Below are 13,046 nucleotides of genomic sequence, written 5' to 3'. Positions count from 1 at the left end.
TTAAGTTTTCATCTCCATGGTCGATATGTATCTAGGAACGCAGTTTATCGGCACACGAATAGAAAGTGAGGTTCGTATGGAAATGCGTGATTGGTTCGATGTGGGTTTAATCACCTTTTGGCTACTCGCGTGGGCATCGTTAGTGTATTTTGTGCCCGTTATTTAAGCGAGTTATCCGTGGTGGCGTTGTGGGATGCGCGCTTTAAACGCACTCCCCAACGCACCAGTAACGGTTGTAAATAAATGGGTAACTGAATGGCCCCAATGAGGGGTAAAAATACCGGCCCCAATGCGGCACCTGCCACCGTATAAGTGAGTAACACGTTGCGGTTCACGGCGGTAACTGCGGCAATCATACTGGCTTCTTCCCCGTATCGCCGGTAGATAATGTACGCAACTGCAAAGAAAAGCATGCATAATGCGACTGAAATTGCTAACAGCTCCAAGGCGTAACCGCTATCCTTCTGCCACATGGCGCCAATCGGACCCACTAAGCCCAATGGAAAGCTAAACACCAATACAATCGTGAATTGCGCCAGTTTTCCATGAATACGTTTTAATTTTTCAGGCTTAATCCATGCGTGAAACAGCGCGGCCATTCCCATCGGACCAAAAATAAAGATCACAAGCCTCGCAATATAACTGTGTAAGTCGAGTGAGAACGCTTCGCCACTCAATAGGCTCAGATTAATAAAGAGAACAATGGGCATCAGTAACGTCGACGCAATGGTGTATGCCATGGCGATCAATGCGTCCATTTCTAATGAGCGAATAATGGCAGGTGTTGCGAATAACGAGCCAGTGGCACAGATCCCGCTGATCGCGAGTAGCATGGTATCGGAGGCGCCCAGTCCCCATGCAATCGTACAGGTAACGATAGTCAGAACCACGGCATGCACAAACGCATAGAGCCAAACTCGCCATTGCCCGAGTGCTTTTACCAATAAGGACTGATTAATCCCGAGTAAGGTAAATAACATTAATGCGAATAACACATAGGGCAGGTAGGGAAAAAGCGCTAATGAAATGTGAGGAAACGCAAAACCGATTACAGCGGCAATAAAAAGAAACAACGCAGAATGTCGAGCAAGAAATGCCAGCATAGACAGCACCCTAATCACATGTGTAACGGCAATGTTACCAGCTTTTTTCTGCAAGTGAGTAAAGATTGTTCGTTTTCGTCGATTTATACGCAAAAAAGCCTGATATAGCATGTAGCAGAAGGAAGGTTCAGCAATCGATGTTGTTTAAAATCGACCATATCTCCCATGATTTATATCAGCCCTTTATTTAACCTAAAATTAACAACAAATCACCGCTGTGCATAGGGGTGTTTCGAATAAGTAAAACTAATGGCTAGGTTGAATTATCATCAGTGTAGAATCTAAGTCACTGTTTCTATAATGCGCCGCGAGTGATTCAGAAAACAAAGCGAGGATCGTATGACAACTTTTACGGCAAACATGCCACGCACACGTCGATCTTACGCGGTGACAATCAAAGGACTGATCGCTCATGCCATGGATGTGTTGTTCACCAACAACACCAATGCACATGCTTATGATGCAAGCCGTTTACCCGCACATTTGCAACGTGACATTGGCATAAACCGATAAGATGACCTGATAAAAAGTAAAGCGCCATATCATAACGATATGGCGTTTTTTTTGTTCTATCGCGACGGTTAACGTAAAGAAACCGGTGTGCGACTAGTACTTTGGTTTGGATCATGGCAGGTTAACCATTGACGCTAAACGTATTTCAATGGAGCGACAAACATAATGGGATGGTTTTCTAAGTTATTCTCACGAAACGATGCCCCTCGCAAGGCATCAGCCCCAACAGTTACCCCGACTGAATACAAAGGTTACCTTATATATCCCGAAGCAACGCCAGAAAACGGGCAGTACCGAGTGTGTGGGCGAATTTGCAAACGGCAGGGACAAGAAACGCTCACGCATCAGTTTATCCGCTCAGATTTATTGGGAAACCAGGAAAATGCCAACAGCTTGATGCTAGTAAAAGCCAAGATGATGATTGACCAGAATGGCGATCGCCTATTTTGACCTTACTTCTGGCATGGGCTTCTGCGCTATACCAAAACTAATGCATAAATATTCGAAACAAAAAAAGATAAAATGTAGCACTGATCACATTTACACCAGAATTGCGATCCTTGCCCTGTGGTGATTGTCGCTCAAACTCGTTAAGTTAGTGATGTTGCGTTGCTAAGCATCGGACGCTGACAACAGACTGCACCCACGTCGCACGTGCCTTATGTGGTGCTTGCGGCGTTATTTTTTATCGATTTTTCGCAGTCTTTATGGGTTTTATCAAGGTATGCCTTTTTTTGTCAGTATTATGCCTACAGGTGCTTGATATTTGACCTGTGGTTCGTTACAAAAAATTTCTCATAAGCCAATAGTCAGGGAATAGCTATGCAGATTGGTGTTCCAAAAGAAAGGCTCGTTAATGAAACGAGAGTTGCTGCGACACCAAAGTCGGTGGAGCAGTTGATAAAACTCGGCTTTGAAGTAGCAGTTGAAAAAGGCGCTGGCGAGCTAGCGAGCTTTGAAGACACAGCCTATGAACAAGCCGGGGCGAGTATTGTCGATACCGAAGCCGTTTGGCAATCGGATATCATTTTCAAAGTGAATGCACCGGGTGTGGTTGAAGAGACCGGTCAAGATGAAATTGCTCTCATTAAAGAGGGTGCCACGCTAGTCAGCTTTATTTGGCCAGCGCAAAGTGAAGAGTTGCTGGCGCGTTTGGCGGCTCGCAAGATTAATGTGATGGCGATGGACGCGGTGCCAAGGATCTCCCGTGCACAATCGCTGGATGCGCTAAGTTCGATGGCCAACATTGCTGGTTATCGCGCGGTGGTCGAAGCCGCGCATGAGTTTGGCCGTTTCTTCACTGGACAAATCACTGCGGCAGGTAAAGTGCCACCTGCGAAAGTCTTTGTTGCGGGCGCTGGTGTGGCCGGGCTTGCCGCCATTGGTGCCGCAGGTAGCTTAGGGGCGATTGTCCGTGCGTTCGATGTACGCCCTGAAGTGAAAGAACAAGTTGAAAGTATGGGCGCCGAGTTTTTAGAGGCTGATTTTAAACAAGACAATTCAGGCAGTGGCGATGGGTATGCCAAAGAGATGTCTGATGAGTTTAATAAAGCCGCAGAAAAGCTCTACGCTGAACAAGCGCAAGATGTCGATATTATTATCACGACCGCGCTCATCCCCGGCAAACCTGCCCCGAAACTGGTGACCAAAGAGATGGTCGACAGTATGAAACCGGGTAGCGTGATTGTTGATTTGGCCGCTGCAAACGGCGGTAACTGCGAATACACGGAAAAAGATAAAGTGATCACAACACCCAATGGGGTGAAAGTGATTGGCTACACCGATATGGTGGGCCGCTTACCGACGCAGTCATCACAGCTGTATGCCACCAACTTGGTCAACCTCACCAAACTCCTTTGCAAAGAAAAAGATGGCAATATCGGCATTGACTTTGACGATGTGGTGATTCGTGGTGTGACCGTCATCAAAGAAGGTGAAGTCACATGGCCTGCGCCACCGATTCAAGTTTCGGCGCAACCTAAAGCGGCACCGAAAGCCGAGCCTGCGCCGAAAGCCGAGCCTAAGAAAACCTCTCGTGCGACTAAATATGGTTTGATGGCCGCGGCTGCCGGGGCATTTGGGTGGATCGCGAACTATGCGCCGAGCGAGTTTCTTTCTCACTTCACGGTGTTTGTTTTGGCCTGCGTGGTCGGCTACTACGTGGTGTGGAATGTCACTCACGCACTGCATACACCACTGATGTCGGTTACCAATGCGATTTCCGGGATTATTATTGTGGGCGCATTGCTGCAAGTTGGACAAGGCATTGGGTTTGTCACCTTCCTCGCATTCATTGCCGTGTTGATCGCGAGTATCAATATATTTGGCGGCTTTACTGTTACAAAGCGCATGCTTGAAATGTTCCGTAAAGGGTAAGGAGAAACAATGTCTGAAGGATTGGTACAAGCTGCGTACATTGTATCGGCGTTGTGTTTTATTCTGAGTTTGGCTGGACTGTCCAAGCAAGAATCAGCGCGTGCCGGTAACTATTACGGTATTACCGGGATGGCGATCGCGTTAGTCGCGACGATTTGGGGTCCTGAAGTACAGGGCGTTGGCTGGATTATTCTTGCGATGGTCATCGGTGGTGCGATTGGTATTTATTATGCCAAGCGTGTTGAAATGACCGAAATGCCTGAGCTGGTGGCCATGCTACATAGCTTTGTAGGTTTGGCTGCGGTACTAGTGGGCTTTAATACCTATATTGATCATCCACCATTGACTGGTGCGATGCTTAATATCCACTTGGTTGAGATCTTCCTCGGTGTATTTATCGGCGCGATTACCTTCACCGGTTCAATTGTCGCCTTTGGTAAACTCCGTGGAGTGATTTCTTCCAAAGCCTTGATGCTGCCACACCGTCACAAGTTGAATCTAGCCGCGGTTGTCGTCTCGTTCTTGTTGCTGATTAGCTTTGTGAATGCGGAAGGGTCAACGGCAGCACTGTTGATTGTGACCGTGATTGCGTTAGCGTTTGGTTATCACCTCGTGGCCTCGATTGGTGGTGCAGACATGCCAGTTGTGGTGTCGATGCTTAACTCCTACTCAGGCTGGGCGGCTGCCGCCGCAGGCTTTATGCTAGCAAACGATCTGTTGATCGTGACTGGTGCGTTGGTAGGTTCGTCGGGTGCGATTCTGTCATACATCATGTGTAWAGCCATGAACCGTTCGTTTATCAGTGTGATTGCGGGTGGGTTTGGTTCTGATGGTACGGCGTCATCCGGTGACGAGGAGATGGGTGAATACCGTGAAGTGACCGCCGAAGATGTTGCTGAGATGCTGAAAGACTCAAAAAGCGTCATCATCACCCCAGGCTATGGCATGGCGGTTGCTCAGGCGCAGTATCCCGTCTATGAAGTGACAGAGAAGCTTCGTGGAATGGGTATTGACGTACGTTTTGGTATTCACCCTGTTGCGGGTCGTTTGCCCGGTCACATGAACGTATTGTTAGCCGAAGCGAAAGTCCCTTATGACATCGTGTTGGAAATGGATGAAATCAACGATGATTTCCCTGAAACGGACACTGTCTTGGTGATTGGCGCGAACGATACGGTTAACCCTGCCGCGACCGAAGACCCGTCAAGCCCGATTGCAGGTATGCCAGTGCTTGAAGTGTGGAATGCACGCAACGTGGTGGTATTTAAGCGTTCTATGAATACCGGCTATGCTGGGGTACAAAACCCGCTGTTCTTTAAAGAGAACAGTGCGATGTTGTTTGGTGATGCGAAACAAAGCGTTGAGGCAATATTTAAAGCGCTTTGATTGGCAAAAAGCGTCAATATAGGTATAAAGAGTCAGCGAAGGCTGGCTCTTTTTTTGGGCGGGAAGGTTCACGTTGAACTGCGGTGTCATCGTTACCGATTGCTTTCATCGTGTGCAATACACCGAACTTACATTGCACTGACATTTCATTCACGTTGGGTGATAAGCTTGCGACTATGCGAATCCTGCTGTTAATGACCTTGGCGCTTATTGCGCTGCCAACGAGTGCTGCAAGCTCTTTCTCTGAACAAATGACAGCGTTCAGAGCACAGCTATTGCTTGCCGATCCGGTGGCACGATATAACCTTATTGGCATTAATCGCGCCTTCCCCAAGGTCTTACTCAGTCCCGACAGTTTATTGCCACAAACCGCTAATTACCCGCTTAAAGACATTCGTCGTTTGTACCAAGCCGCACAAAAGTGCCAAGGGCCGTGGCCTGTTCACCCCAAAGTGACCGAGCCTTTAGTGTTCACGCGCGCCATGTGTAATCACACTCAGTTGCCGGTTGCTTGGTTTTCCCGCTCAGGGTTTATCCATCCAGGAGGAGGCAGCTATGCGGCGAAATATGTCGAACAATTTCCGTCTCGGCGCAGTGAGCTGACCCGTTTTTTTCATATTCAAGAACGGCCAACGGCTCAACCGGATACCTTGTTGGGGCGGTTGCAGCGTATGGATACCGCTGCTGTCGAAGCACTGAATAGTGGTGCGAAATCGCTACTCAGTAGTGATGAAATGTGGGTTCGTGTCGGTAGCTATTATCACTTGTACCCTTCGACACAATGGCAGCCATTATTAGCAGAGTTTGATTTGCGTTTGTCCGCGATGGGCGAACAAGATTTTTGTTTGGCGCGCGTGGGAAACATTTGCTGGAATGAAGAAAAAGCGCCGACGTATTGGCCCTACTTAGTCGGTGCCTTGATTGTTATCAACCTTGCGGCACTCGGAGGTTGGGCATTTAACCGTTGGACGGTTCAGCGCCGGTTGATGCAAGAGCGGATGCTGGTGCTACAGATCCTCACCCACGAACTGCGTACGCCGATTGCCAGCCTCTCAATGACGGTGGAAGGGTTTAGGCGCAAGTTTGATACCTTGCCTGAGTCATTTTATGACGAGTTTCGACGCTTGTGTGAGGATGCACGTCGCTTAAAGCAGTTAGCGGAAGCGAGCAAAGACTATTTACAATCGAACCAAAAGCCGTTGAATAAAGAGACGATCCCTTCACTAAAAGAGTGGTTGGGGTACATCTGTGACGAGCACAATGTCACTATGTATGTCTCGCAAGATGGCGCTGTCAGTGCCAATGTGTATTGGCTAGCAACCTCATTGAACAATTTGATCGCTAATGCGGTCAAATATGGTGTAGCACCGGTTGAAGTGCGCGCACAGGTATTGTCAGATCGTTTTACGATCGCGATTCAGGATCAGGGCGACCTGACTGCCAAGGACTGGAAACATATTCGTAAACCCTTTGTTAGTCAAAGTGGCTTAGGCCTCGGACTAACTATCGTGGAATCTATGATTGAGCGGATGGGGGGTAAGCTAAGCTTATCGGGCCCGCCCACTACATTTACTTTGGAGATTCATTGTGACGCAAGCGACGTTACTTCTGGTTGAAGATGATGCCAACTTGGCTGATGGCCTACTTGCCAGTTTAGAGCAGGCCGGTTACCGCTGTTTATACGCAGATAGCGCGACAAAAGTGGCAGAGCTATGGCGTGATGCAGATTTGGTGATCCTCGATCGCCAGTTACCCGAAGGCGACTCAATTGATTGGTTGCCTGACTGGAACAAACTCAAAACGGTACCTGTGATTTTGCTGACCGCGATGGTCTCCGTGCGTGACCGTGTCGGCGGCCTTGACTCGGGTGCCACCGACTACATCACCAAACCTTTTGCTGAAGCAGAATTGCTGGCACGTATTCGTGTTCACCTGCGTAACCCTGTTGGTGAAGTCGATGCATCCAGCGATGAAATTGTTGTCAACGATGTGCGCATTGATACTGCAAGTCGCGCAGTAATGTGTGGCGAGCAAGAAGTCGTACTGACACGGACTGAGTTTGATTTGCTTCATTTCCTGGCTAAAAATGCGGGACGAGTGTTCACACGGGATGAGCTACTGGATCAGGTTTGGGGCTACAACCATTACCCAACGACGCGCACGGTTGATACGCACATTTTGCAACTTCGCCAAAAGTTGCCTTCAGTGAATATTGAGACATTGCGTGGCGTTGGCTATCGCATGAAAGCATAATGCGTTTACGACTCACGCACGGTTTATTCGCTGCTGCCTTGATAGCAGGTGGTACTCAAGCGGCCTGGTTTGATGGTAATGATGCCTTGACCAGCGCCCACCAACGCCTGCTGGAAGGGAATACAGCAGGCAGTATGGATGCCATGATTGAAGCTTGGCAGCAGCCAAATCTATCCGCTTCGCGTCAGCAGCACTTGGCGCAGCTGCTTGCGTTGGCGATAACCGAAGATTGCGGGCGGAGCTTGAGTCAGCAGACGATGCCAGATTGGCTGAGTAATTTATCCCTGCGTCGTGAAACGGTACAGACGACCAGCCGTGTCTATTATCGCTTGCAAGTTCGTGGGGAGTCTCAGCCCGGTATTGCTCGTTTTTCGCTTAAGCATTGGCCTGATGAAACCATCATTTCGCAGCGATTGAGTGGTCAAAACCAACACCAGTGGTTGCTAGAGCAAGATGGTCTTTCCGAACCAGTGAAAGAAGGGCTCTATCAGCTTGAGGTGACGTCAGTAGAAGGAGAAACATGGACCAGCTGGTTATTGATGACGCAGCCTCAACCCTTGCAAAAAATCAGCTGGAAAGACACGCGAAGTTGGCGGATAGCCCCGCCTGACAGCTTAGACTCTACATGTCAGCGCCCGTTTCTGACGCTCAATCTCTATCCCCACAATCAGCCAGATGGTGCGCCGATATGGTCGGTCGAAAAGCACAAACGCCTGCCCACGACGTTGCCAGTGCTGGATGTACCGAACGGCCAGTATTGGTTTAGTGTGGCGCTGATTGAAAGGCGCTGGCAAGGTGCGTTGTCTGTTGAGGAAGTGCAGCGAATTGGCCGGGCTATTGATTTACCGGATTTGGATCCGGATGCGCTTCGCGCAATAAAGCCCGACTGACCAAGGTGTTACACGGCTGAAACCTGACATTGTTCACATCTTTTGACCTTACCTGATCGCGCTGGTTGCCAAGCCGCTACGCTCTTTAGATAAAACGAAGAGGAAAGCGAGGCAACCTAATGCACGATAAAAAACACCTACTTGTGCTTGCACTTGCAGCATGCACAGGGTCTGCAGTGGCAGCGACCAATCCTACCGATGCGCGAACAAATGCTATGGGTGGGGCTGCGGTCGCAGCAGGCGACTACTTATCTGCGGGATTTCACAACCCTGCCTTGGCGGCACTTGACCCTGACAGCGCGTTTGGGGTGATTTTTCCTTATCTGGGCGCGGAAGTGCGTGACCCAGATGAGCTCATGGATGATTTAGATGATATCTCTGATGCGTACGATAACAACGACCTAACGGCCGCGCAGCAAGCAATGCGAAATGCGCAGGGCGATCAAGCACACTTGGATGCGGGGGTCGGTGCAGCCGTAGGGATCCCAACTGGCTCCATTTCTGCGACACTCTTTACCTCAGGGATCATCGAAGGCGCCGTCTTACCGGATATTAAAGACAGTGATATTACCACACCGTCAATTAACCCCAGTTCGACCGCGACCATCGTTGCCGTGGGTGTGGGTGAGCTGGGTGTTGCGCTTGCATCAAACGTGGAAATTGCAGGTCAACGTATTGCGGTGGGTGTCTCCCCAAAATTGCAGCAGATCACAACCTATAACTATGGCGTCTCGGTTGATTCTTATGACACCGATGACTGGGATGATAGCCGTTACCGTGAAGAAGATAACGGCTTTAACATTGATGTCGGGGCGGTGTGGCAGACTGGCCCTTATCGCGTCGGCTTAGCCGGTAAAAACCTGATCAGTAACGATGTGGACACAGTGACAAGTAGTACAACGGGTCACAGCTTTACCTATGAGGTAGGGCCACAGTTTACGCTTGGCTCGGCGTTTGTTTCCGACTTTGTCACCATTGCCGGCGATATCGACTTAAACAAGAGCAAAGGATTTAAAGGTACTTTAGATATTGATGATGATACCCAGTTTTTCCGGATCGGGGCTGAATTTGATGCCTTTGGTCATGCTCAATTACGAACCGGTTATCGCGCGGATATGAAAGATAACGTTGAAGACGCGTTTACACTGGGTCTAGGCTTGTCACCCTTTGGGGTGGTTAACGTGGATATCGCGGCGAGTATCATTGATAGCAACAGCTATGGGGGCTCAGCCCAACTCGCGTTTACTTTCTAAACTCGTGGTGACGAAAAGTCGATGACAACGCAAAAGGCAGGCCCTAAAATAGCCTGCCTTTTTAATAGATGAGCGTATTTATGTTCGACGGTATTACATTGACGCATGATGAGCAGCAACAGGCTGCAGAGCGTATTCACGCTTTGATGGCAGAGGGCATGAGTAGTGGTGAAGCCATCATGAAAGTCGCGGCAGAGATCAGAGCACAAGCAGCGGCGGCCTCAGCGTCTGAAGAGTGAGAAAAAGCAGCAGAATATGCTGCTTTTTTATTTACAATTCATCGGATCCCTGATTTATTTAATAGTAGAGAGGTCAAGGGAGTCGGGGATGAGTCACGCGGTCGAACAAGCAAGAGAGTGGGCACGAGTCAGGCATGCGCTGCAACGATATGGTGCGCAGCCTTATCGTTGTCATCTCGATCATGTAGAGCGTATTGCTGCACCTTATGGTGAAGACGCGCGTATTGTCGCTCAGTTGCATGATATTCTTGAAGACACCGCCACTCGTGTCGAAGAAATCGCCGAGCGCTTTGGGCCGACGATAGCGCGAGCAGTTATGCTGGTGACCGATCCGCGCAAACCGACCCGACATGAGAGAAAACGGGCACTCAACCAACGTTTGATCGCGCTGGATCCCAGCGATGAAGCCGCATGGCTCGCCTTGGTTGTTAAAACCTGTGACCGTCTTGCCAATGTGATCGCAAGCAGTGAACACAGTCCTCCGCGTTTTCAGCAATACCAACGAGAGCATGGCGGCTTTCGGGTTGCCGTATATCGCCCTGGTCTATGTGATAATTTATGGGCGGAGTTGGATGGTCTGATTGATGCCGGCCAGCAAGCCGACCGACACCCCGACCACCAACTTCACGCCTCGATATCGTAGACAGTCGGAATGGGTTGACGTTTGTGCTGGGTGGCTTGATAGACCTGAATGATCTTCCCTTTCACCGCCTCATCGACGGGCTTGCCTTCCAAGAAGTTATCAATCTGCTCATAGGTCAGCTGAAGCGCGTCTTCATCGGCTTTTTGTGGTGATAACTCCTCCAAATCCGCGGTCGGAACTTTATTGACCAATACCTCTGGCGCACCCAGTGCCGCAGCCAGTTGGCGCACTTGTCGCTTGCTTAATCCAAATAGAGGAGCAAGATCGCAGGCACCATCACCGTACTTGGTATAGAAACCAGTAATGTTTTCCGCAGAATGATCGGTTCCAATCACCAACCCTTGAGTTAGTCCAGCAATCTCGTATTGAGCGACCATGCGGGCGCGTGCTTTGACGTTACCTTTGACGAAATCAAGGGTGTCTTCGTTATCGGGTAACAGATCCACCGCCGCGACGGCATCTAATACCGCACTGTGCGTGCCATCAACACCGGGTTTAACATTGACCGTGACCGTTTTGCTTGGCTTGATGAACGACAATGCCAATTGCGCTTCGTCTTCATCTTTTTGCACGCCATAGGGCAACCGCACGGCGATAAATTGATAGTGATTACGGCCGAACTCTTCGTTCAATTGCTCAACGGCTAGCTGGGCTAATCGACCACAAGTTGAAGAATCAACGCCCCCGCTAATACCTAACACCAGGCTGCGCGTTCCCGAGCGGGTGAGCATGGTCTTAATGAAGTGAATGCGGCGTGTAATTTCTGCTTGTGGATCGATAGAAGGTTGAACGCGCATTTCTTCGCGGATGTGTTGTTCCATGTTGTGTTCCTCTTGATTTCGCTTGCATGCGACCGACGTGATGATTCTTATTGTGCATGATCTCGCAAAGCTTGGGTATAGCTACGCCACGATTAACCGTTATCACTGGTTATGAGATGGCCAATAGCGTCGATTCACTTCGCTGATGGTCGCGCAATCAGGCAGATACATGTAAACTTCGTGACAAAGAGGAATGATATGACTGAAAAAATTGCCATTTTTGGCAGTGCGTTTAATCCGCCCACACGCGGGCATGCATCTGTTATCGAACAGTTGACGCATTTTGATCGCGTACTACTGGTACCAAGTTATAAGCATGCGTGGGGAAAATCGATGGCCTCGTTTGAGCAGCGTTGCCAATGGGTTGATGCCTTTATTCACGATTTGAACATGCCGCAGGCCTCGTGCTGTCGCCTTGAAGCAGAGCTGGGTAAAAATGGTGACGCTGTCACAACTTATATGTTGCTGACCGCGCTGCAGGCACACTATTGCCACGCCGATCTGACTTTTGTCGTCGGGCCAGATAACTTATTAAAGTTCGGCCAATTTGCGCACAGTGAGCAGATCCTGGCGCGTTGGTCCGTGCTAGGAATGCCAGAATCCGTCAATGTACGCAGTACGTATATCCGCGATCGGCTGGCAAAAGGGCTGTCAGTCGACGACTTGACGACCCCAAGTGTTGCCGAGCAACTCAGCCATACAGCATTCTCGCTCTCTAATTAAACGATTACAGCGTGATATTCGTCGGACAGCGCGAGGGCGGCATCGTAAGATAGCCCGAGCGACGTCGCTGCAGTTTCCAGCTTGTTGCCGGATTTAAGCTGCGCCCTTAGCTGGCGGACGGTGAGGTATTCGCACAACGCTGAATAGGTAAGCTGAGTGCAGGCCTGGAAGGTAAAATGCGCGTTGTCACCTTCGAGTGGCCGTCCAGCATTCGCATGATCAACACAGGCCGCTACACATTGATAGCTAGCGTCGTTTGCGATTGCGGGTGATAGCGTCACCAGCTGATCGAGCAGTACCCCATGCAGGCGACGCGTTGCCGGTGTGTTTTGGTTCGCGCCGGATAACGGCTCAAGTGCTGTGAGTCCGGCATGCAATAATGCGCTGGGTATCACGTGGCCCGCAGACTGAGGAAGTGACACCGTCACTCTAGGCGATACCGTTAGCTGATGCAGGCTGGTGTGTGGCGTGATCATCAGTGCGTATAGACAATCAAACGGGAGCCAAAAGCCTTGGCCAGCGTACACGGGAATATCCTGTTTACCGAGGCGTACGAGAACTAAACCGAACTCTACGTATAAGAAAGTGGCGGTATGGCGACGCTTTCGCGGGGTAAGCACGAGGCAATCTTGGTGATAGGCGGTGTATTCGCTGGTGTACTTCATGTCTGGCTCTCATTTTTACAGGTCGGCAATGTTGAGCACTTTTAAACAAGAGGTCAAGCCCCAATATGGTTGAGGGAACTCACGAGTACAGAATAGGTCTGACCTCCAACCTCTATAAAATGTCGCTGGATTAACTTTGAATCCTTGTTTGACCGCGTAGAATGGCGCGGTTTTTATCAAA

Annotated in this window: 15 protein-coding genes; 12 read left to right on the top strand and 3 right to left on the bottom strand. The window is 49.7% G+C overall.

Annotated features, from left to right (window positions below):
- Positions 1–16 precede the first annotated feature (16 nt).
- Positions 17–166, top strand: a complete 150-nt coding sequence (locus BZJ19_RS17155) for a hypothetical protein (RefSeq protein WP_158074971.1) — start codon at positions 17–19, stop codon at positions 164–166.
- Here BZJ19_RS17155 and BZJ19_RS08360 read toward each other — a convergent pair.
- On the bottom strand, positions 159–1,103 hold the full coding sequence (locus tag BZJ19_RS08360) for a hypothetical protein (RefSeq protein ID WP_201249183.1): 945 nt from the start codon (positions 1,101–1,103) through the stop codon (positions 159–161). The two genes, BZJ19_RS17155 and BZJ19_RS08360, sit on opposite strands and share 8 nt — an antisense overlap.
- 339 nt (positions 1,104–1,442) lie before the next feature.
- Between BZJ19_RS08360 and BZJ19_RS17180 the strand changes: the two genes are divergently transcribed.
- The 10 genes from BZJ19_RS17180 (at position 1,443) to BZJ19_RS08315 (ending at position 10,656) form a co-directional block, all read left to right on the top strand.
- The gene (locus BZJ19_RS17180; protein ID WP_167370405.1) at positions 1,443–1,616 is read left to right on the top strand and encodes a hypothetical protein; all 174 of its coding nucleotides are present in this window, start codon (positions 1,443–1,445) and stop codon (positions 1,614–1,616) included.
- Between the two features lie 165 nt (positions 1,617–1,781).
- Positions 1,782–2,066, top strand: a complete 285-nt coding sequence (locus tag BZJ19_RS08355) for an HlyU family transcriptional regulator (RefSeq protein ID WP_077675276.1) — start codon at positions 1,782–1,784, stop codon at positions 2,064–2,066.
- Positions 2,067–2,438: 372 nt separating this feature from the next.
- Positions 2,439–3,992 carry a Re/Si-specific NAD(P)(+) transhydrogenase subunit alpha gene (locus BZJ19_RS08350; protein WP_077675275.1) on the top strand — a complete coding sequence of 518 codons (1,554 nt, stop codon included), beginning with the start codon at positions 2,439–2,441 and terminating at the stop codon, positions 3,990–3,992.
- Between the two features lie 9 nt (positions 3,993–4,001).
- Positions 4,002–5,378, top strand: a complete 1,377-nt coding sequence (gene pntB, locus BZJ19_RS08345) for a Re/Si-specific NAD(P)(+) transhydrogenase subunit beta (protein WP_077675274.1) — start codon at positions 4,002–4,004, stop codon at positions 5,376–5,378.
- A gap of 176 nt (positions 5,379–5,554) precedes the next feature.
- Complete coding sequence (locus tag BZJ19_RS08340; protein ID WP_077675273.1) at positions 5,555–6,994, top strand: ATP-binding protein; 1,440 nt, start codon at positions 5,555–5,557, stop codon at positions 6,992–6,994.
- Positions 6,966–7,631 carry a response regulator transcription factor gene (locus BZJ19_RS08335; protein ID WP_077457738.1) on the top strand — a complete coding sequence of 222 codons (666 nt, stop codon included), beginning with the start codon at positions 6,966–6,968 and terminating at the stop codon, positions 7,629–7,631. The genes BZJ19_RS08340 and BZJ19_RS08335 overlap by 29 nt, the downstream gene beginning before the upstream one ends.
- Positions 7,631–8,521, top strand: coding sequence for a DUF2861 family protein (locus BZJ19_RS08330; RefSeq protein ID WP_077675272.1), 891 nt, complete (start codon positions 7,631–7,633; stop codon positions 8,519–8,521). Before BZJ19_RS08335 ends, BZJ19_RS08330 begins: the two co-directional genes overlap by 1 nt.
- Positions 8,522–8,640: 119 nt before the next feature.
- Positions 8,641–9,774 (top strand): conjugal transfer protein TraF, encoded by a 1,134-nt coding sequence (locus tag BZJ19_RS08325; protein WP_077675271.1) that lies wholly within the window; start codon positions 8,641–8,643, stop codon positions 9,772–9,774.
- Between the two features lie 80 nt (positions 9,775–9,854).
- On the top strand, positions 9,855–10,013 hold the full coding sequence (locus BZJ19_RS08320) for a YoaH family protein (protein WP_077480879.1): 159 nt from the start codon (positions 9,855–9,857) through the stop codon (positions 10,011–10,013).
- Between the two features lie 88 nt (positions 10,014–10,101).
- On the top strand, positions 10,102–10,656 hold the full coding sequence (locus BZJ19_RS08315) for an HD domain-containing protein (protein ID WP_077480881.1): 555 nt from the start codon (positions 10,102–10,104) through the stop codon (positions 10,654–10,656).
- Here BZJ19_RS08315 and nadE read toward each other — a convergent pair.
- The gene (nadE, locus tag BZJ19_RS08310) at positions 10,638–11,477 is read right to left on the bottom strand and encodes an ammonia-dependent NAD(+) synthetase (RefSeq protein ID WP_077675270.1); all 840 of its coding nucleotides are present in this window, start codon (positions 11,475–11,477) and stop codon (positions 10,638–10,640) included. The two genes, BZJ19_RS08315 and nadE, sit on opposite strands and share 19 nt — an antisense overlap.
- A 198-nt stretch (positions 11,478–11,675) precedes the next feature.
- Here nadE and BZJ19_RS08305 point away from each other — a divergent pair, with 198 nt between their 5' ends.
- On the top strand, positions 11,676–12,200 hold the full coding sequence (locus BZJ19_RS08305; protein ID WP_077675269.1) for a nicotinate-nicotinamide nucleotide adenylyltransferase: 525 nt from the start codon (positions 11,676–11,678) through the stop codon (positions 12,198–12,200).
- Here BZJ19_RS08305 and BZJ19_RS08300 read toward each other — a convergent pair.
- Complete coding sequence (locus tag BZJ19_RS08300) at positions 12,197–12,865, bottom strand: hypothetical protein (RefSeq protein ID WP_077675268.1); 669 nt, start codon at positions 12,863–12,865, stop codon at positions 12,197–12,199. The genes BZJ19_RS08305 and BZJ19_RS08300 overlap by 4 nt on opposite strands.
- Between the last annotated feature and the right edge of the window lie 181 nt (positions 12,866–13,046).

The organism is Salinivibrio proteolyticus, from assembly GCF_001996165.1.
In the GTDB taxonomy this organism is placed as follows: domain Bacteria; phylum Pseudomonadota; class Gammaproteobacteria; order Enterobacterales; family Vibrionaceae; genus Salinivibrio; species Salinivibrio proteolyticus.
Note: the sequence above shows the minus strand (reverse complement) of the source record. Positions and strands in the feature narration are given on the sequence as shown.